Origin of the sequence: Cupriavidus respiraculi, assembly GCF_914271545.1 — a bacterium.
GTDB classification, from domain to species: Bacteria; Pseudomonadota; Gammaproteobacteria; order Burkholderiales; family Burkholderiaceae; genus Cupriavidus; species Cupriavidus respiraculi.
On the sequence record NZ_CAJZAH010000007.1, the window covers coordinates 37175 to 56023 of the forward strand.

16 protein-coding genes are annotated in these 18849 nt (G+C 71.0%); 5 read left to right on the plus strand and 11 right to left on the minus strand.

Annotation, left to right across the window (positions count from 1 at the left end; all coding sequences use genetic code 11):
• Positions 1 to 5: 5 nt before the first annotated feature.
• The 3 genes from LDO27_RS22265 to gatC all read right to left on the minus strand — a co-directional run bounded on the left by LDO27_RS22265 (position 6) and on the right by gatC (position 2380).
• Positions 6 to 458 carry a hypothetical protein gene (locus LDO27_RS22265; protein ID WP_222202873.1) on the minus strand — a complete coding sequence of 151 codons (453 nt, stop codon included), beginning with the start codon at positions 456 to 458 and terminating at the stop codon, positions 6 to 8.
• Positions 455 to 1966 carry an Asp-tRNA(Asn)/Glu-tRNA(Gln) amidotransferase subunit GatA gene (gene gatA, locus LDO27_RS22270; RefSeq protein ID WP_224044044.1) on the minus strand — a complete coding sequence of 504 codons (1512 nt, stop codon included), beginning with the start codon at positions 1964 to 1966 and terminating at the stop codon, positions 455 to 457. The genes LDO27_RS22265 and gatA overlap by 4 nt, the downstream gene beginning before the upstream one ends.
• 114 nt (positions 1967 to 2080) lie before the next feature.
• A complete protein-coding gene (gatC, locus tag LDO27_RS22275) occupies positions 2081 to 2380 on the minus strand; it encodes an Asp-tRNA(Asn)/Glu-tRNA(Gln) amidotransferase subunit GatC (RefSeq protein WP_222202877.1) in 300 nt (99 codons plus the stop codon).
• A 570-nt stretch (positions 2381 to 2950) separates the two neighbouring features.
• On the opposite strand from gatC, the gene LDO27_RS22280 reads away from it, so the two are divergent.
• The 5 genes from LDO27_RS22280 to rodA all read left to right on the plus strand — a co-directional run bounded on the left by LDO27_RS22280 (position 2951) and on the right by rodA (position 9242).
• The gene (locus LDO27_RS22280) at positions 2951 to 3994 is read left to right on the plus strand and encodes a rod shape-determining protein (protein ID WP_222202878.1); all 1044 of its coding nucleotides are present in this window, start codon (positions 2951 to 2953) and stop codon (positions 3992 to 3994) included.
• Positions 3995 to 4228: 234 nt separating this feature from the next.
• Positions 4229 to 5203 carry a rod shape-determining protein MreC gene (gene mreC / locus LDO27_RS22285; protein ID WP_224044045.1) on the plus strand — a complete coding sequence of 325 codons (975 nt, stop codon included), beginning with the start codon at positions 4229 to 4231 and terminating at the stop codon, positions 5201 to 5203.
• Positions 5200 to 5712 (plus strand): rod shape-determining protein MreD, encoded by a 513-nt coding sequence (mreD, locus tag LDO27_RS22290; protein ID WP_222202883.1) that lies wholly within the window; start codon positions 5200 to 5202, stop codon positions 5710 to 5712. The genes mreC and mreD overlap by 4 nt, the downstream gene beginning before the upstream one ends.
• A 33-nt stretch (positions 5713 to 5745) precedes the next feature.
• Positions 5746 to 8088: a penicillin-binding protein 2 gene (gene mrdA / locus LDO27_RS22295; protein ID WP_222202884.1), complete on the plus strand. Its 2343-nt coding sequence runs from the start codon at positions 5746 to 5748 to the stop codon at positions 8086 to 8088.
• 11 nt (positions 8089 to 8099) lie between these two features.
• On the plus strand, positions 8100 to 9242 hold the full coding sequence (gene rodA / locus LDO27_RS22300; RefSeq protein ID WP_222202886.1) for a rod shape-determining protein RodA: 1143 nt from the start codon (positions 8100 to 8102) through the stop codon (positions 9240 to 9242).
• A gap of 10 nt (positions 9243 to 9252) precedes the next feature.
• Here the strand turns inward: rodA and LDO27_RS22305 are convergent, their stop codons facing one another.
• The 8 genes from LDO27_RS22305 to LDO27_RS22340 all read right to left on the minus strand — a co-directional run bounded on the left by LDO27_RS22305 (position 9253) and on the right by LDO27_RS22340 (position 18813).
• Positions 9253 to 9957 carry a tetratricopeptide repeat protein gene (locus LDO27_RS22305; protein WP_222202887.1) on the minus strand — a complete coding sequence of 235 codons (705 nt, stop codon included), beginning with the start codon at positions 9955 to 9957 and terminating at the stop codon, positions 9253 to 9255.
• A gap of 189 nt (positions 9958 to 10146) precedes the next feature.
• Positions 10147 to 10842, minus strand: a complete 696-nt coding sequence (kdpE, locus tag LDO27_RS22310) for a two-component system response regulator KdpE (protein ID WP_224044046.1) — start codon at positions 10840 to 10842, stop codon at positions 10147 to 10149.
• On the minus strand, positions 10843 to 13692 hold the full coding sequence (locus tag LDO27_RS22315) for a sensor histidine kinase (RefSeq protein ID WP_224044047.1): 2850 nt from the start codon (positions 13690 to 13692) through the stop codon (positions 10843 to 10845).
• 128 nt (positions 13693 to 13820) lie between these two features.
• Positions 13821 to 14438, minus strand: a complete 618-nt coding sequence (kdpC, locus tag LDO27_RS22320) for a potassium-transporting ATPase subunit KdpC (protein ID WP_224044048.1) — start codon at positions 14436 to 14438, stop codon at positions 13821 to 13823.
• Positions 14439 to 14475: 37 nt separating this feature from the next.
• The gene (kdpB, locus tag LDO27_RS22325) at positions 14476 to 16689 is read right to left on the minus strand and encodes a potassium-transporting ATPase subunit KdpB (RefSeq protein WP_224044049.1); all 2214 of its coding nucleotides are present in this window, start codon (positions 16687 to 16689) and stop codon (positions 14476 to 14478) included.
• 74 nt (positions 16690 to 16763) lie between these two features.
• Entirely contained in the window at positions 16764 to 18587 is a 1824-nt protein-coding gene (kdpA, locus tag LDO27_RS22330; protein WP_224044051.1) for a potassium-transporting ATPase subunit KdpA, read from the minus strand.
• Positions 18587 to 18676 (minus strand): potassium-transporting ATPase subunit F, encoded by a 90-nt coding sequence (locus LDO27_RS22335; protein WP_222202905.1) that lies wholly within the window; start codon positions 18674 to 18676, stop codon positions 18587 to 18589. Before LDO27_RS22335 ends, kdpA begins: the two co-directional genes overlap by 1 nt.
• A complete protein-coding gene (locus tag LDO27_RS22340; protein WP_224044052.1) occupies positions 18676 to 18813 on the minus strand; it encodes a hypothetical protein in 138 nt (45 codons plus the stop codon). Before LDO27_RS22340 ends, LDO27_RS22335 begins: the two co-directional genes overlap by 1 nt.
• Positions 18814 to 18849 lie beyond the last annotated feature (36 nt).

The window sequence follows — 18849 nt, forward strand, 5'->3', positions numbered from 1 at the left end:
GTTTTCTAGCGCGTCTGCGCGCAGGCGCCGGTACCCGGCTCGAACATCACGGGCCAGGCGTTCTCGTAGATGCCCGGCGTGCAGCGGCGCTCGCAGTTGGCATGCGCGAGCGTCACGCGCCGCGGGTCCTGCCAGACCATCAGCTTGCAGCCGCTGCCGTCGCGCGCGGCCAGCTCGACATGCGGCTTCTTGCGGACCTGGCGGAATTCGGCCAGGTCGAAGCTGCACGAACCGCGCTTGCCCACCCACAGCTTCCACGACAGCTGCTGCACGGTGTTGTCGTCCACGCGCAGCTGCGCATCCTCGCGAAAGCCGTCTTCCTCCGTGCGCTGGCAGTTGCCCACCAGGTCGATGTCGCGGCTGGCGATCGGGCTGGGCGTGCCGAAACGCGGCAGCGGAATGCAGCCCGCCACGGCCGCGGCCAGCGCCAGCACCACGGCGAGCCGACGCGCGGTCATGCCTGGGCCGGCTGGCGCAGGTGCCAGTCGGTGGCCTGCTGGAACGCGTGCGCGGTCTGCAGCAGCTGCGCCTCGCCGAAATAGTTGCCGATCATCTGCAGGCCCACCGGCATGCCACCTTGGCCGAAGCCGCAGGGCACGCTCATGCCCGGCAGTCCCGCGAGGCTGGTCGACAGCGTGAAGATGTCGGCCAGATACATCTGCACCGGGTCGGCGCTCTTCTCGCCGAGCTTCCACGCCACCGTCGGCGCCACCGGTCCCATGATCACGTCGCACTGCGAGAAGGCGCGTTGGAAGTCGTCGGCGATGATGCGGCGGATCTTCTGCGCCTGCAGATAGTAGGCGTCGTAGTAGCCGTGCGACAGCACGTAGGCGCCCACCAGGATGCGGCGCTTGACCTCCCAGCCGAAGCCCTCGGCCCGGGTCTTCTTGTACATGTCCAGCAGGTCGCGGTATTCGGCGGCGCGATGGCCGTAGCGCGCGCCATCGAAGCGCGACAGGTTGGACGACGCCTCGGCCGGCGCGATCACGTAGTACACCGGGATCGACAGCTCGGTCTTGGGCAGCGACACCTCGACCAGCGTGGCACCCAGCTTCTCGTACTCGGCCAGCGCCGCGCGCACGGCCTGCTCGACATCGGCCGACAGGCCCGCGCCGAAATACTCCTTCGGCAGGCCGATGCGCAGCCCGGCCATCGGGCGCTCGGCGCTCCCGCCGGCGCGCGGCTGGCCCAGGTGGCGCGTGAAGTCCTCGTCCACGCCGCCCTGCGCGGGCGCGAGGCTGGTGGAATCGCGCTCGTCGAAGCCGGCCATGGCATTGAGCAGCAGCGCGCAATCCTCGGCGCTGCGCGCCATCGGGCCGCCCTGGTCCAGCGACGAGGCGAACGCGATCATGCCGTAGCGCGACACGCGCCCGTACGTCGGCTTGATCCCGGTGATGCCCGAGAACGACGCGGGCTGGCGGATCGAGCCGCCGGTGTCGGTGCCGGTGGCCGCCGGCGCCAGCCCCGCGGCCACCGCGGCGGCCGAGCCGCCCGAGGAACCGCCCGGCACGCGCGCCGGATCCCAGGGGTTGCGCACCGGGCCGAAGAACGAGTTCTCGTTGGACGAGCCCATCGCGAACTCATCCATGTTGGTCTTGCCCAGCGTGACCATGCCGGCCGCGGCCAGGCGCTCGACCACGGTGGCATCGAACGGGCTCTCGTAGCCGGCCAGCATCTTCGAGCCGGCGGTCGAGCGCCAGCCGCGGGTCACGAAGACGTCCTTGTGGGCAATGGGCACGCCCGTCAGCGGGCCGGCCTCGCCGCGCGCGCGGCGTTCGTCGGCGGCGCGCGCCTGCGCCAGCGTCAGTTCGGCGTCCACATGGACGAAGGCATTGAGCGCGCCGGCCGCCTCGATGCGGGCCAGGTAGTCGCGCGCCAGTTCCTCGGCGGACAGGGAGCGCGCCGCCAGCGCGTCGGCAAGCTGGCGCAGGGAGGTCACGGGCGAAGCGGAGAAGGAGGAGGACATGAGAATCGGGAAAGCGTCAGGGAAGCACCCGGAAACAGGAGCGCGCCGGATGGGGGCGCTGCGCTGCGGCCGGCGAGCCGTTGTGGCGCGGCCGCGCGCGGCGGCCGCCGCGCGCTATTCGATGACCTTGGGCACCAGGTACAGGCCCTCGGCGGTGGCCGGCGCCGGGCGCTGATAGTCGTCGCGGCGGTCCGGCTCGGTCACCGCATCGTCGCGCAGGCGCTGGGTCATCTCGCGCACCGCCGACAGCGGGTGCGCCAGCGGCGCCACGCCGGCGGTATCGACCGCCTGCATCTGCTCGACCAGGGAGAAGAAATGATTCAGTTGGCCAAGCGTCTGCCCCGCTTCGTCATCGCTGATGTCGATGCGGGCGAGATGGGCGATGCGTTTGACGTCGGAAAGCTCGAGGGCCATGGCGAGGTAGGTACGGCGACGATTCCGTGCCGCTCCCGCCCGGCGGATGCACCGCGCCGAAGCGGGTCGTGCGGGTCGCGCACCGGGGAGAGGCAAGCGGTCCGCAGGTGATGCGCGGGACGCCTGGAATCGTCAGATTTAAAGGTTTTTTCGGCCTTAATCCGGCCGAAACACGCGGAATTATAAGGTATCATTCCGTGTCTTCGCCCCCCTGCGGCGGCTCCGTCTCACGGATGTCCGGACGCGAAGCCAGGATCCTCCGATTAGATCGCCCCCCGGCACGTCATTGTGCCAGCCGCGCATGCCGCCAGAACTTTCCGGCGGCGTCTAATCAAAGGTTCCCAAGGAGAACGTTCCGTCACTGCGGACGCCGCCTCCAAGGATCGTAGTACGCGGGCCGCCTGGATGCTTCGATACCAGGCGGCCGTGATGGCCCGGGACCCTGAGCCCGGGCGACCGGGCAGCGCGGACGACGCTGTTCCTCGACAGATTGACATGAATACCGCGGCCGGCCCGACGAGGGCGCCGGCCGCTTCGCATACCTGCGAACCACCAGATACAGGATCCCTGATGTTCGGATTTCTCCGCAGCTATTTTTCCAACGATCTCGCGATCGACCTCGGCACCGCCAACACCCTGATCTACATGCGCGACAAGGGCATCGTCCTGGACGAACCCTCGGTGGTCGCCATCTATCTGGGCGGCGGCCCCAACGCCAAGAAGTCGATCCAGGCCGTCGGCAAGGAAGCCAAGCAGATGCTCGGCAAGGTCCCGGGCAATATCGAGGCGATCCGCCCGATGAAGGACGGCGTGATCGCCGACTTCACCGTGACCGAGCAGATGCTCAAGCAGTTCATCAAGATGGTGCACGACACCAAGCTGCTGCGTCCCTCGCCGCGCATCATCATCTGCGTGCCCTGCGGCTCGACCCAGGTCGAGCGCCGCGCGATCCGCGAATCGGCGCTGGGCGCCGGCGCCTCGCAGGTCTACCTGATCGAGGAACCGATGGCGGCCGCGATCGGCGCGGGCCTGCCGGTGTCCGAGCCGTCGGGCTCGATGGTCGTCGATATCGGCGGCGGCACCACCGAGGTGGGCATCATCTCGCTGGGCGGCATGGTCTACAAGGGTTCGGTGCGCGTGGGCGGCGACAAGTTCGACGAGGCGATCGTCAACTACATCCGCCGCAACTACGGCATGCTGATCGGCGAGCAGACCGCCGAAGCGATCAAGAAGGAAATCGGCTCGGCTTTCCCGGGCTCCGAAGTGCGCGAGATGGAAGTCAAGGGCCGCAACCTGTCCGAGGGCATTCCGCGCGCCTTCACGGTCTCGTCCAACGAAATCCTGGAAGCCCTGACCGATCCGCTGAACCAGATCGTGTCGACGGTGAAGATCGGCCTGGAACAGACGCCGCCGGAACTGGGCGCCGACATCGCCGAGCGTGGCATCACGCTCACGGGCGGCGGCGCGCTGCTGCGCGACCTGGACCGCCTGCTGGCCGAGGAAACCGGGCTGCCGGTGCTGGTGGCCGAGGATCCGCTGACCTGCGTGGTGCGCGGCTCCGGCATGGCGCTGGAGCGCATGGACAAGCTCGGCAGCATCTTCGCCTACGAATAAGACAACCGGCGGGGACGGTTCGTGCCGATGCGCGGCCTGCCTGAGCGAGCGGAGCCAGCCGCCTCGCGGCGCGGCGACCGCGCGCCCTGCACGCGGCGCCGCCCGGGACCCCCGTCCCGCCGCGCCGGCGCACCGGACCTTCCCGCCACCGCCCGCCCCCACCTTCTGCAGCCCGCGCCATCGCGCCGCCCGTCGGCGCGCCGGCGCGGGCCACTCCTGCCTGCGCACGGGTAAATGGATTACACGCCGCCGCCGCTCTTCAAGCAAGGGCCCTCCGCTGTCGCACGCCTGGTCATCTTCGTGACGATCGCGCTGGTGCTGCTGGTCGTCGACGCGCGCTTCGATGCGCTGCGCGTCGTGCGCCAGGTCGCCGCCACGGTGCTGATGCCGGTGGAGCGCGCGGTGCTGGTGCCGCGCGACATGGCGCGCACCGCGTTCGACTACCTGCAGTCCTCCGCCACGCTGGCCACGGAGAACCGCGAGCTGAAGCGCCGCGCCGTGGCCCAGGCCGACGATGCGTTGCGCCAGGCCCAGCTAGACGCGGAGAACCGCCAGCTGCGCAAGCTGCTCGGGCTCAAGGAGCAGTCGGCCACGCCGGTGACGGCGGCCGAGGTGCTGTACGACGCGCGCGATCCGTACAGCCAGCGCATCGTGATCGACCGCGGCAGCCAGCATGGCGTGCGCGCCGGCTATCCGGTGATCGACGACCGCGGCGTGGTCGGCCAGATCACGCGCGTCTCGCCCTTCCAGTCCGAGGTCACGCTGCTGACCGACAAGGAACAGGCGATCCCGGTGCAGGTCGTGCGCAACGGCCTGCGCAGCATCGCCTTCGGCGGCGCCCGCGCCGGCCTGCTGGACCTGCGCTTCATGGCCGCCTCGGCCGATCTGCAGCAGGGCGACCTGCTGGTGACCTCCGGGCTGGACGGCGTCTACCCCGCGGGCCTGCCGGTGGCGAAGATCGTGCAGATCGAGCGCAAGGCCGATACCGCGTTCTCGCGCGTGTACTGCGAGCCGGTGGCCGGCGTGCGCTCGCACCGCCAGCTGCTGGTGGTGCGCTACGACGCCAACCTGCCGCCGCGCGACCAGACCTCGCCGCCCGAAGCGCCGGCGGCCAAGAACAAGCTCGGCGCCCCGCGCGGCACCGCGCCGTCGCAGAGCGCCGTGGCCAAGGAAGCCGCCAAGGCAGCCAACCAGGAGGCCGCGCAGTGACGCATCCCCACTACCTGCTGCGCCCGGTCAATCCGGCGTTCATCGCGCTGAGCTTCGTGCTGGCCTTCCTGTTCAACCTGATGCCCTGGGGCGACATCCTGTGGGTGCCGGACATGGTGGCGCTGGTGCTGGTGTTCTGGAACATCCACCAGCCGCGCAAGGTCGGCATGGGCGTGGCGTTCGCGCTGGGCCTGCTGATGGACGTGCACGACGCGCGCCTGCTGGGCGAGCACGCGATGGCCTATACGCTGCTGGCCTACTTCGCCATCACCATCCATCGCCGCGTGCTGTGGTTTACCGTCTATACGCAGGCGCTGCACGTGCTGCCGCTGCTGTTCGTCGCGCACGCGGTGCCGGTGGTGATCCGCCTGGCGATGGGCGCGCCGCTGCCCGGCTGGCCGCTGCTGCTCGCGCCCGGCATCGAAGCGCTGCTGTGGCCGCTGGCCACCGGCCTGCTGCTCGCGCCGCAGCGCCGCTCGACCGACATCGATGAAACCCGCCCGATCTAGCGCCCCGCGCGCCCGCCTGGCTTTCGCAGCACCATGACAGAAATCCGCAACGTCGAACTGGAACTCGGCCGCTTCCGCACGCGCGCAGCGGCCGCGGGCCTGTTCGCCGTGATCTGCTTCGGCCTGCTGTTCGCCCGCTTCTTCTGGCTGCAGTGGTACAAGCACGACCAGTACTCGGCCAAGGCCGAGGACAACCGCATCTCGGTGGCGCCGATCGAGCCCAACCGCGGCATCATCATGGACCGCAACGGGGTCATCCTCGCGCGCAACTATTCGGCGTATACGCTGGAGGTGACGCCGTCCAAGCTGTCCGACACGCTGGACAACACGCTGGAGGAGCTGTCCAAGCTGGTCGAGATCCAGCCGCGCGACCGGCGCCGCTTCAAGCGGCTGATGGAGGAATCGCGCAGCTTCGAGAGCCTGCCCATCCGCAGCCAGTTGACCGACGAGGAAGTCGCGCGCTTTTCCGCCCACCGCTTCCGCTTCCCGGGCGTCGATGTGCGGGCGCGGCTCTTTCGCCAGTACCCGCTGGGCGAGTCGGCCTCGCACGTGGTCGGCTATATCGGCCGCATCTCGCAGCGCGACCAGGAGCGCATCGAGGCGATGGATCTGGCCAACGACGCCAACCCCAAGGACTACGATCCGCGCCGCGACGCCGACAACTACAAGGGCACCAACTACATCGGCAAGATCGGCATCGAGCAGAGCTACGAGGCCGAGCTGCACGGCCTGACCGGCATCGAGGAAGTCGAGGTCAGCGCCGGGGGCCGCGCCATCCGCACGCTCTCGACGGTGCCCGCCACGCCGGGCAACAATCTGATCTTGTCGCTCGATATCCGGCTGCAGCAGCTGGCCGAGGCGCTGTTCGGCGAGCGCCGGGGCGCGCTGGTGGCGATCGAGCCGGCCACCGGCGACATCCTCGCCTTCGTCTCCAAGCCCACCTACGATCCGAACCTGTTCGTCGAGGGCATCGATACCGCCACCTGGAACGAACTGAACAACTCGCCGGACAAGCCGCTGCTGAACCGTCCGCTGCGCGGCGCCTATCCGCCGGGCTCCACCTACAAGCCCTTCATGGCGCTGGCGGCGCTCACCACTGGCAAGCGCACCGCGAACTGGGGCATGTCCGATCCGGGCTATTTCACCCTGGGCAACCATACCTTCCGCGACGACAAGCCGGGCGGCCATGGCTGGGTGGACATGCACAGCTCGATCGTGGCCTCGTGCGATACCTACTACTACGCGCTGGCGCGCGACATGGGCGTCAACGCGATCCACGACTTCATGAAGCCGCTGGGCTTCGGTCAGCTCACCGGCATCGATATCGAGGGCGAGAACAAGGGCATCCTGCCGTCCACCGACTGGAAGCGGCGCGCCTACCGCAAGCCCGAGCAGCAGAAATGGTATGACGGCGAGACCATCTCGCTGGGCATCGGCCAGGGCTACAACACCTTCACCATCCTGCAGCTCGCGCACGCCACCTCGATCATCGTCAACAACGGCGTGGTGATGAAGCCGCACCTGGTCAAGGCGGTGGAAGACTCGGTCACGCGCCAGCGCAAGCTGACGGTGCCCAAGGAAAGCTACCGCATCCCGTTCAAGCAGGCCCATATCGACGTGATCAAGAAGGCCATGGTCGGCGTCACGCACTCCGGCACCGCCGCGCGCGTGTTCGCCGGCGCCGCCTACGAGTCGGCCGGCAAGACCGGCACGGCGCAGACCTATTCGCTCGCCAAGGGCGAGAAGTACAACCACCATGCGCTCGAGGAGCGCAAGCGCGACCACGCGCTGTACACCGCGTTCGCGCCGGCCGACACGCCGCGCATCGCGCTGGCGCTGATCGTGGAGAACGCCGGCTTCGGTGCGCAGCACGCCGCGCCGATCGCGCGCAAGGTGATGGACTACTACCTGCTGGGCAAGTGGCCCGAGGAACTGGCCGCCATCGCGCCGCCCGCGAGCGAACGCGCCGGCGGACTGCCGCCGGTGGACCGGCCCAGCGTCTTTACCACCGGCAACACCGCCAGCATCGCCAGCGCCACCGTGATGGCGGCCAGCGAGCCCGCGGTGGCGACCTCAACCGGCGCGACCGGCGCCCCCAGCGCCGCCAGCGCCGCGCAGGCGGCGCCCGCGGCCACCGTGGCGCACGCCGCTTCGTCGGCGATTGCAGCCCCGGTCATCGACCCGGCGGCAATCCCCCCGGCGTCGGCGCCGCTCGCGCTCGACGAGCGCATGCTGCAGGCCCTGGGCCACAGCAAGCCGCTGCAGCCGCCCCAGCCCGCCTCGGCGCCCGCCGCCAGCCCGGCCGCCGCGCCGGCGAGCCCTAAACCCCGCGTCCGCCCGGTAGCCACCGCGCCGGCGAACGCGGCAACCCGTTGAAGGAGGCGCAGATGGATCGCCGCCGCGCCCTGTCCCTCGTCAAGACGTTCCTGACCGGCTTCGACAAGCCGCTCGCGCTGATCGTGTTCCTGCTGTTCGCCACCGGCATCGTGGCGCTCTACTCCGCCTCGGTCGACGTACCCGGGCGCGTCGAGGACCAGTTGCGCAACATCCTGCTGTCCTATGTGGTGATGTGGATCATCGCGTACCTGCCGACGCAGACGCTGATGCGGGCGGCGGTGCCGCTGTACACCGTCGGCGTGGCGCTGCTGATCGCGGTGGCCATGTTCGGGCTGATCCGCAAGGGCGCCCGGCGCTGGCTCTATGTGGGCATGGTGATCCAGCCCTCGGAACTGATGAAGATCGCCATGCCGCTGATGCTCGCGTGGTACTTCCAGAAGCGCGAAGGCACGCTGCGCTGGTTCGACTTCATCGTGGCCACGGTGCTGCTGGGCATACCGGTGGGGCTGATCGCCAAGCAGCCGGACCTGGGCACCGCGCTGCTGGTGCTGGCGGCCGGGCTGTACGTGATCTATTTCGCCGGGTTGTCGTGGAAGATCATCCTGCCGGTGATGGCGATCGCGATCACGCTGATCACCGCGCTGGTCACGTTCGAACACGACATGTGCGCGCCTGGCGTGAACTGGCCGGTGCTGCACGACTACCAGCAGCACCGCGTCTGCACGCTGCTGGACCCCACCACCGACCCGCTCGGCAAGGGCTTCCACACCATCCAGTCGACCATCGCGATCGGCTCGGGCGGCACGCTGGGCAAGGGCTGGCTCAAGGGCACGCAGACCCACCTGGAGTTCATCCCGGAGAAGCACACCGACTTCATCTTCGCGGTGTACTCCGAGGAGTTCGGCCTGGTCGGCAACGCGGTGCTGCTGATCCTGTACCTGCTGCTGATCTTCCGCGGACTCTATATCGCGGCGAATGCGCCGACGCACTTCTCGCGCCTGCTGGCCGGCGCGGTGACGCTGATCTTCTTTACCTATGCCTTCGTCAACATGGGCATGGTCAGCGGCATCCTGCCCATCGTCGGCGTGCCGCTGCCGCTGATCAGCTATGGCGGCACCGCGCTGGTGACGCTGGGCATGGGCATCGGCATCCTGATGAGCATTTCCCGGCAGAAGCGGCTGATCCAGACCTAGCGGCGCCGCGCTACATCGCTCCCGGCGGGCGCGCGCGCACGGTCTGCTCCAGCAACGCGCGCAGCTTGGCCATGGCGCCGGGATCGCCCCGCGCGGCCGAGCGCGCGTACCAGATCTTGGCCTGCTCGATATCCTGCTCCACCACGCCCGGTTCGCCGCGCTCGTAATAGCTGGCGACGATGTATTGCGCGCCGCCGTCGCCCGCGGTCGCCGCGCGGCGATACCACTCGAACGCCTTGGCATAGTCGCGGTCCACGCCGCGGCCGGTGAAGTAGTTGGTGGCAAGCGCCACCTGCGCCTGCACATGGCCGCCCTGCCCCGCCTTCTCGTACCAGCGGTTGGCCTCGGGCAGCGACCTGGCCACGAGGTCGCCGCGCTCGTGCAGTTCGCCCCAGGTGAACTGGGCGTGCGTCATCTCGTTGTCCGCCGCCTTCTTCAGCCAGCCCAGCGCCTCCTGCGGGCGCGGGGCGGTGCCATCGCCGCGCAGCAGCATCATGGCGTAGTTGAACTGCGCCAGCCGGTTGCCCTGCCGCGCCGCCTGCGCGAAGTCGCGCAGCGCGGCGTCGAAGGCCCCTGCCTCGTAGGCGGCCACCGCCTGGCGCGTCATGGCTTCGGCCGGTTGCGGAGGACGCGGCGCCGCGCTCGCGCCGAGCCAGCCGGTGCAGACGAGAAGCGCGCAGGCGGCGCGGCTGGCAAGGCGGCGGGGGATCGGCATGGGTGGCTCCACATTGGGTCGCGCTTCCCAGCCAGTGTAGGAGCCGGCGTGAGGGGGCGGAAGCGGGCACGCGCTGGCGGCGCAGCCGAACTGCCGCGCGTCGTGACACTCAATCATTCACGCCAGTAATGAGGCACGCTGACATTCCGCCCGCAACATCCGTTGCGGTAATGGCTCGCGTCGCGCGCTTCAGCCGACGAACCGATACCCCACGCCGACCTCGGTCAGCAGGAAGCGCGGCTGTGCCGGATCGGCCTCCAGCTTGTGCCGCAGATGGCCCATGTAGACGCGCAGGTAGTGACTGCTGTCCGCATGCGAGGGCCCCCAGACCTGGCGCAGCAGTTCGCGGTGGGTCAGCACCTTGCCGCGATGCGCGATCAGCACCGACAGCAGGCGGTATTCCAGCGGCGTCAGGTGCACGGGTTCGCCGTCGCGCGTGACCAGGCGGTTGACCAGATCGATCTGCACATCGCCCAGCACCAGTTGCGGGCTGCCCTGCGGATTGCCGCGCGCGTGCCGGCGCAGCAGCACGCGCAGCCGCGCCACCAGTTCGCCTACGCCGAAGGGCTTGGTCAGGTAGTCGTCGGCGCCGGCATCGAGCGCCGCGATCTTGTCGGCCTCCGCGGTGCGGGCGGACAGCACCAGCACCGGCACCTCGGTCCAGGTGCGCACGGTGCGGATCAGCGCCATGCCGTCGCCGTCGGGCAAACCCAGATCCAGGATCACCAGGTCGGGCTGGCGCGTGCCCGCTTCGGTCAATCCGCGTTTGAGCGACTCGGCCTCGTGCACGGTGCAGCCCTCGGCTTGCAGCGCCTCGCGCACGAAGCGGCGGATATGGGGTTCGTCCTCGACCAGCAGCACGCTGGGTGCAAATTCGAATGGCATTCAGCGGGGCTCCGGCTCCAGGGGGGTGATGGCGGGCGGCTCGGGTTCCACCGCGGGCGGCTCCCCGCGCGGCAGCGCCACGACGAAGCGCGCGCCGCCGGTTCCGGAGCCGGTGGCACGGTGGGCCGGTTCGACCCAGATGCGGCCGCCATGCGCCTGCATGATGGCCTCGCAAACCGCCAGCCCCAGGCCCACGCCCGCGGTCGCGGACTCGCGGCCGCCGCGATGGAAGGTCTCGAAGATGGCCCGTTCCTGGCCGCGCGGCACGCCGGGTCCGTCATCCTCGACCGTGAGCCAGACCTCGGCGTCGGCCACGCGCCCGCCGATGCGGATCGCGGTGCCCACGGGCGTGTGCTTGGCGGCGTTCTCCAGCAGGTTGCACAGCACGCGCTCCATCAGCACGGCATCGCATTGGACCAGCGGCAGCGCGGCCAGAGCGGACACGGCGACGGGATGGCCCGCCAGCGCCTCGCGCATGCCGGCCAGCGCCGCGCCGACCAGTTCCTCGGCCGACTGCCATTCGCGCCGCAGCGGCACCGCCCGGCCCTGCAGGCGCGCCATGTCCAGCAAGTTGACCACCATCGCCCGCATGCGGGCGGCCTGCTCGCGGATCGCGGCCACCGTGACGGCCTGCCGCGGCGTGAGCGCGGCGCCATCGCGCTGCAGGCTCTCGGCCATGCCCATCAGGCCGGTCAGGGGCGTGCGCAGATCGTGCGACACCGCCGCGAGCAGCGAGCTGCGCAGCCGTTCGGACTCGATCGACACCAGCGCCTGCTGCGCGACCTCGACGTAGTGCAGCCGCTCCAGCGCGACCGCCATCAGCGTCGCGAACATCTCGGCCTGCCGCCGGGCGGCCGGCTGAGCCAGCCGCTGCCAGGCGCGCGCCTCCACCGCCAGCACCCCGCGCGTGTGCATCGGCGCCTTCAGCGGCAGGTACAGCACGGTGCTGCCCGGTAGCGTGCCCGTGCCGGTGCCGGCGGCCTGGCCATGATCGAACACCCATTGCGCCAGCACCGGGTCGATGGCCTCGCCGTCGCCCGGGTGCTCCCCGCCCGGCGCGGCGTCCTCGCGCACCAGCTCGACCCGCCCGCCGGCCGGCCCCAGGAAGACCGCGACTTCGGCGTCGAAGGCGGCGCGCAGGAAGCGACCGCCGACCTCGACGATCTGGTCCGCGGTCAGCGCGCCCGACAGCTCGCGGGCGAGTTCGTACAGCGTGCGCGCTTCGGTCTCGCGCCCCACCGCCACCTCGGCCTGCTCGCGCAGGCCGGCGGTGAGCTGCCCGATGACCAGGCCCACGGCGAGCAGCACGACGAAGGTGAGCAGGTATTGCACGTCGCCGACGGCAAACGACAGCCGCGGCGGCACGAAGAAGAAGTCGAAGGCCGCCACCGACAGCAGCGAGGCCAGCGCGGCGGGGCCGCGCCCGTGGCGCAGCGCCACGCCGGCCACGGCGGCCAGATACAGCATGGCGATATTGACCGGGTCGAACAGCGGCCGCGCCAGCGCCGACAGCGCGGTGGCGCCCAGGCACCAGGCGGCGGCCCACAGATAGTCGCGTCCCCGCGCGCCGGCGGGCGCAAGCGGCGCCTCGGCAGCAGCGCGCGCACGCGCGGCGCCGGCCACGTCCTCGCGTGCCACATGGACGACATCGATATCGGGGCAGCGCTGCGCCAGCGCGCGCGCCGTGCCGGGCCGGCCGGCACGCGCCCAGCGCCAGTCCAGCGGCCGAAGCATCGCGTCCCCCAGCCGGGCGCGCCAGCCCCGGTGGCCGTCCGCCGCGGACGGCAGCGGCGCCGGCGAGCGTCCGAGCACGGCTTTGGTCATGCTATGGCGCCGCACATAACCGGCGAGCGCGGCGCCCACGTCGGCGCCGGCCAGCGTCGCGGTGCGCGCGCCCAGTTCCTCGGCCAGCCGCATCGCGGCGGGAATGGCGCCGTCGTCGCGCCGCACCAGGCGCGGCGTCGCCACGGTCACCGCATGCCAGTCGCAGCCAAGCTGGCGGGCGAGCCGGCGCGCGCCGCGCACCACCTGCTCCGCGTCGGCGCCGGGGCCCACGCAGGCGAGAACCGCCTCCCGCGTGCGCCATACCGGCTGCACCGACGCCGCGTGGCGGTAGGCCTGCACGTCGTCGTCCACCCGCTCCGCGGTACGGCGCAGCGCGAGTTCCCGCAGCGCGATCAGGTTGCCCTTGCGGAAGAAGTGGCGGGCGGCCTCGCGGGCCTGCTCCGGCAGGTAGACCTTGCCCTCCTCCAGGCGGCGCAGCAGCTCGTCCACCGGCAGATCCACCAGCACCACTTCGTCGGCCTGGTCGAACACGGCATCGGGCACGGTCTCGCGCACGCGGATGCCGGTGATGCCGCCGACCGCTTCGTTCAGGCTGTCCAGGTGCTGGACGTTGACCGTGGTCCAGACGTCGATGCCGGCGGCCAGCAGTTCGTCGATGTCCTGCCAGCGCTTGGGATGCCGGCCCCCGGCCACGTTGGTGTGGGCCAGCTCGTCGACCAGCAGCAGCGCGGGCCGGCGCGCCAGCGCGGCGTCCAGGTCGAACGCCTGCAGCGTGCGGCCGCGGTACGGCACGGCCCGCATCGGCAGCCGCTCCAGGCCGGCGGCCAGCGCCGCGGTGTCGGCGCGGCCGTGGGTCTCGATCACGCCGATGAGCACGTCGGCCCCGCGCTCGCGCAGCGTCACCGCCGCGCTCAGCATGGCGTAGGTCTTGCCGACGCCCGCCGACGCGCCGAAATACACGCGCAGCTTGCCGCGCGCCGCGCGCGTGTGCTCCGCCTGCACGCGGCGCAGCAGCGCATCGGGATCGGGCCGTTCGGAGGGGTCGCGCCGGGCGGCGTCTGGCATTCGGATAGGCGGCTCAGCGGGTCGGTGGCGCATTGGAGCGCGGGGGCACGGCGCGCCGGCGCGGCGGCGCACGGCCGGGCCGAGTCACGGACGCGATTCTGCCACGCCCGCGCGCCGCGCACCCGGCGCTATTGCAGCGCGTCCAGCGCCAGATTGAGCCGCAGCACGTTGACCACCGGCTCGCCCAGCACGGCCAGCGGCGGCGGCTCGGTATGGTCCTGCACCAGCGCGAGCACACGCTCGCGTTCCAGGCCGCGCAGCCGCGCCACGCGTGCCGCCTGGTAGCGCGCGGCCGCCGGGCTGATATGCGGATCGAGGCCGCTGCCCGAGGCGGTCACCAGGTCCACCGGCACCGGCTCGCGGTTGTCCGGATCGGCGGCGCGCAGCGCCGCGATGCGCGCGCGCACGGCCTCGGCCAGCGCCGGATTGCTCGGCCCCAGGTTCGAGCCCGACGACGCCGCGGCGTTGTAGGGCATGGGCGCGGTCGCCGACGGACGGCCCCAGAAATGGCGCGGGTCGGAAAACGGCTGGCCGATCCAGGCCGAGCCGACGGTCTTGCCGTCGCGTTCGATCAGCGAGCCGCCGGCCTCGTGCGGAAAAGCCATACGGGCGATGGCGGTGACCGCGCCGGGATAGAGCAGTCCGGTAACGATCGAGAGGACCGCGAACAGCGTCAGCGCCGGACGCAGCAGGCTCTGGCGCGGCGCCGGCTCCGCGGTCGCGCGATGGATGGAAGTCGATGTCATGGTGAGGGGTTCCAGCGAAACAGCACATGAGAAAGCGTCAGGCCCAGCCCAGCGCGGCGATGACCATGTCGATGGCCTTGATGCCGGCGAACGGCACGGCGATGCCGCCCAGCCCGTAGACCAGCAGATTGCGCCGCAGCAGCACCGCCGCGCCCAGCGGGCGGTAGCGCACGCCGCGCAGCGCCAGCGGAATCAGCGCCACGATGATCAGCGCGTTGAAGACCACGGCCGACAGGATGGCCGAGGCCGGCGTGGCCAGGCCCATCACGTTGAGCAGGCCCAGTTGCGGATAGGTGGTGGCGAACGCGGCCGGGATGATGGCGAAGTACTTGGCCAGGTCGTTGGCGACGCTGAAGGTGGTCAGCGCGCCGCGCGTCATCAGCATCTGCTTGCCGATCTCCACGATCTCGATCAGCTTGGTCGGATTGCTGTCCAGGTCCACCATATTGGCCGCCTCGCGGGCCGCCTGGGTGCCGCTGTTCATCGCCACGGCCACATCCGCCTGCGCCAGCGCCGGGGCATCGTTGGTGCCGTCGCCGGTCATCGCCACCAGCCGGCCCTCGGCCTGGTACTGGCGGATCAGCCGCAGCTTGGCCTCGGGCGTGGCCTCGGCGAGAAAGTCGTCCACGCCCGCCTCCGCGGCGATCGACGCGGCGGTCAGGCGGTTGTCGCCGGTGATCATCACGGTGCGGATGCCCATGCGGCGCAGCTCGCCAAAGCGCTCGCGGATGCCGGCCTTGACGACGTCCTTGAGCTCGATCACGCCCAGCACGCGCACATCGGCGCCGGTGCCGTCGCCGGTACCGGCTGACTCCACCACCACCAGCGGCGTGCCGCCGGCACGCGCGACCTCCTCCACCGCCCGGGACACCGCATCGGGAAACTTGCCGGCGCGCGCGGCGACGTAGCCGCGCACCGCGTCCGCCGCGCCCTTGCGCAGCGAGCGCACCGCCTGCATGCCGCCCGTCGCCTCTGCGCTCCCGCGCAAGTCCACGCCGCTCATGCGCGTCTGCGCGCTGAAGGCGACGAAGTCCACCTCCGTGGGCGCGGCGGGCGGCGCGGCGTGCGCCTGCCCCTGCCGGGCGAGCGCGACGATGCTGCGGCCTTCCGGCGTGTCGTCCGCCAGCGACGCGAGCCAGCATGCCTCGGCCAGCCGCGCGGCATCGACGCCCGGTGCGGGAATGAAGCGCGCGGCCTGGCGGTTGCCGTGCGTGATGGTGCCGGTCTTGTCCAGCAGCAGCACGTCGACGTCGCCCGCCGCCTCCACCGCGCGCCCCGATGTAGCGATGACGTTGGACGCCATCATCCGGCTCATGCCCGCCACGCCGATGGCCGACAGCAGGCCGCCGATGGTGGTGGGGATCAGGCAGACGAGCAGCGCGACAAGCACGGTGACGGTCACCGGCACGCCGGCCTGCGCCACCATCGCGCTGTACAGAGAGAACGGGCGCAGCGTGGCGGTGGCCATCAGCAGCACGATGGTCAGGCTCACCAGCAGGATGGTCAGCGCCAGCTCGTTGGGCGTCTTCTGCCGCTTCGCGCCCTCGACCATGGCGATCATGCGGTCGATAAAGGTCTCGCCGGGATTGGCGGTGATGCGCACCACGATCCAGTCCGACAGCACGCGCGTGCCGCCGGTCACCGACGAGAAGTCGCCGCCGGACTCGCGGATCACCGGCGCGGACTCGCCGGTAATGGCGCTCTCGTCGACCGAAGCCACACCCTCGACGACCTCGCCATCGCCGGGAATCGTATCGCCGGCTTGCACCAGCACCACGTCGCCCCGGCGCAGCGCGGCCGCGGCGCGCGGCTCGGTGGCGCGCGCGTGCGCCGGGCGGCCCGGGAGCAGCACCTTCGCCATCACGGTGGTCTTGAGCCCCCGCAGCGCCTGCGCCTGCTGCCGGCTGCGGCCTTCGGCCAGCGCCTCGGCGAAGTTGGCGAACAGCACGGTGAACCACAGCCAGACCGTCACCGCGAGCACGAAGCCCCACGATTCGCCGCCCGCCGGTGCCCATGCCGCCCGCACGCACAACAGTGTGGTCAGCAGGCTGCCGACGTAGACCACGAACATCACCGGGTTGCGCAGCTGCTGGCGCGGCGAGAGCTTGCGCACCGCCGCGACCAGCGCCGGACGGATCAGCGCGGCCGTGAACGCCTTGCCGGGGATCGGGGACGAGACCGGCGGCGGCGCCGCATCGGTCCGATGAACGCCATCGGCGCCGCGCGCCGTGGCCAGGGATTGCTGCTGCATACGCTCTTCTCCGCGTTTCGCGGCGGGCGGCGCGCCGCGCTGGACGCCGCCGCCCGCTGCCGTGATGGGGGATGTCAGGGGACCGGGTGGCCGGCGGCCGCGGCGCCTTGCAGGTGCTCGGCCACGGGCCCGAGCGCCAGCGCCGGGATATAGGTCAACGCGCCCACCATCAGCACGGCGGCGACCAGCAAGGCGACGAACAGCGGGCCGTGCGTGGGCATCGTTCCCGCGCCGGCGGGCAGGCGCCGCTTGGCCGCCAGCGAACCGGCCATCGCCAGCACCGGCACGATGACCGCGAAGCGGCCCAGCCACATCGCCACGCCCAGCAGCACGTTGTAGAACGGCGTGTTGGCGGACAGGCCGGCGAAGGCGCTGCCGTTGTTGTTGGCGGCCGACGACAGCGCATAGAGGATCTCCGCATAGCCGTGCGTGCCCGGATTGAGCACGCCGGCGCGCCCGGCCTGGGCCATCACCGCGATGGCGGTGCCGGCCAGCACCAGCAGCGGCGTGACCAGGATCGCGAGGGCGGTCATCTTCATCTCGAAGGTCTCGATCTTCTTGCCGAGGTATTCGGGCGTGCGGCCGATCATCAGGCCGGCCACGAACACGGCCAGCACCGCGTAGACCAGCATGCCGTAGAGGCCCGAGCCGACGCCGCCGAACACGACCTCGCCCAGCTGCATCAGCACCATCGGCACCATGCCGCCGAGCGCGGTGAACGAGTCATGCATGGCATTGACCGCGCCGCACGACGCCGCCGTGGTGATGACCGCGAACAGCGCGCTCGCCGCGATGCCGAAGCGCGCTTCCTTGCCTTCCATGTTGCCGCCGGCCTGCAGCGCCGAGGCGGCATGGTCCAGCGGCAGTCCGGCCAGCGCCGTGCCGGTGCCCCGCTCGGCCGCCGCCGCGAAGCAGGCCATGACGACGAAGATCGCGGTCATGGCCGCCAGCACCGCCACACCCTGGCGCCGGTCCCCGACCATCTCGCCGAACACGAAGCACAGCGCGGCCGGAATCAGCAGGATGGCCAGCATCTGCACGAAGTTGGCCAGCGCCGTGGGGTTCTCGAACGGATGCGCCGAATTGGCGTTGAAGACGCCGCCGCCGTTGGTGCCGAGCAGCTTGATGGCTTCCTGCGAGGCAACCGGGCCCATCGCGATCGTCTGGGTCCGCGCGGTCAGCGGCTGCGTTTGCGGCTGCCCGGCCGCATCGGTCACAGGGTTGCCGGCCGCGTCGAGCACCGGCGCGTCGTAGGTTACCGGCGCGACCAGCGCCACCTCCTTGTACGGGTCCAGGTTCTGGATCACGCCCTGGCTCGCCAGCACGAGCGCGACCACCGTGGACAGCGGCAACAGCACGTACAGCGTGCAGCGCGTGATGTCGACCCAGAAGTTGCCGAGCGTCGCCGCGCCCTGCCGCGCGAAGCCGCGGATCAGCGCGAACACCACCGCGATGCCGGTGGCCGCGGAGACGAAGTTCTGCACCGTCAGCGCCAGCATCTGGGTTAGATAGCTCATCGTCGCCTCGCCCGCATAGCCTTGCCAGTTGGTGTTGCTCACGAAGCTGATGGCGGTATTGAAGGCGGAATCGGGCGATACCGCGCCGAAGCCCTGCGGGTTCAGCGGCAGCACGCCCTGCAGGCGCTGCAGCGCGTAGACCGCGAGCACGCCAAGCACGTTGAACGCCAGCAGGCTGAGCCCATAGTGGCGCCAGCCCATGCCCGCGTCGGCCCGCACGCCGGCAAGGCGGTACAGCGCACGCTCCAGCGGGCGGCCCCAGGCGGTGGCGCGGCTCTCGCCATCCTCCATCGCCACGCGCAGATAGCGGCCCAACAGCGGCGCGAGCACCAGCAGCACGGCCAGGTACAGCAGCAGCAGTCCGAGGAATTGTCCCGACATCAGAAGGCCTCCGGACGCAGCAGCGCGGCAAGCAGATAGGGCAGCAGCGCAAGCGCCAGCGCGGCCGCGAGCAAATCGGTCCAGTCCATCAGCGCACCTCCCCGGCCACGGGTTGGCCGGCGGCGGCGCCGCCCGGCGTGCCGGCGTCGAGCGCCGCGCACAGCGGTAGCAGCGCGCCGGTCAGCGCGCCGAGCAGTAACAGCAAGGTGCAATAGAGTGCGTCCATGGCGGGATAGCCCGGTGTCCATTCAAGGCTTGCAGC

Bases quoted from the DNA above. Each gene is read 5' to 3' on its own strand.
- LDO27_RS22265 (WP_222202873.1), bottom strand. From the start codon at position 458: ATGACCGCGCGTCGGCTCGCCGTGGTGCTGGCGCTGGCCGCGGCCGTG.
- gatA (WP_224044044.1), bottom strand. From the start codon at position 1,966: ATGTCCTCCTCCTTCTCCGCTTCGCCCGTGACCTCCCTGCGCCAGCTT.
- gatC (WP_222202877.1), bottom strand. From the start codon at position 2,380: ATGGCCCTCGAGCTTTCCGACGTCAAACGCATCGCCCATCTCGCCCGC.
- LDO27_RS22280 (WP_222202878.1), top strand. From the start codon at position 2,951: ATGTTCGGATTTCTCCGCAGCTATTTTTCCAACGATCTCGCGATCGAC.
- mreC (WP_224044045.1), top strand. From the start codon at position 4,229: ATGGATTACACGCCGCCGCCGCTCTTCAAGCAAGGGCCCTCCGCTGTC.
- mrdA (WP_222202884.1), top strand. From the start codon at position 5,746: ATGACAGAAATCCGCAACGTCGAACTGGAACTCGGCCGCTTCCGCACG.
- rodA (WP_222202886.1), top strand. From the start codon at position 8,100: ATGGATCGCCGCCGCGCCCTGTCCCTCGTCAAGACGTTCCTGACCGGC.
- LDO27_RS22305 (WP_222202887.1), bottom strand. From the start codon at position 9,957: ATGCCGATCCCCCGCCGCCTTGCCAGCCGCGCCGCCTGCGCGCTTCTC.
- kdpE (WP_224044046.1), bottom strand. From the start codon at position 10,842: ATGCCATTCGAATTTGCACCCAGCGTGCTGCTGGTCGAGGACGAACCC.
- LDO27_RS22315 (WP_224044047.1), bottom strand. From the start codon at position 13,692: ATGCCAGACGCCGCCCGGCGCGACCCCTCCGAACGGCCCGATCCCGAT.
- kdpC (WP_224044048.1), bottom strand. From the start codon at position 14,438: ATGACATCGACTTCCATCCATCGCGCGACCGCGGAGCCGGCGCCGCGC.
- kdpB (WP_224044049.1), bottom strand. From the start codon at position 16,689: ATGCAGCAGCAATCCCTGGCCACGGCGCGCGGCGCCGATGGCGTTCAT.
- kdpA (WP_224044051.1), bottom strand. From the start codon at position 18,587: ATGTCGGGACAATTCCTCGGACTGCTGCTGCTGTACCTGGCCGTGCTG.
- LDO27_RS22335 (WP_222202905.1), bottom strand. From the start codon at position 18,676: ATGGACTGGACCGATTTGCTCGCGGCCGCGCTGGCGCTTGCGCTGCTG.
- LDO27_RS22340 (WP_224044052.1), bottom strand. From the start codon at position 18,813: ATGGACGCACTCTATTGCACCTTGCTGTTACTGCTCGGCGCGCTGACC.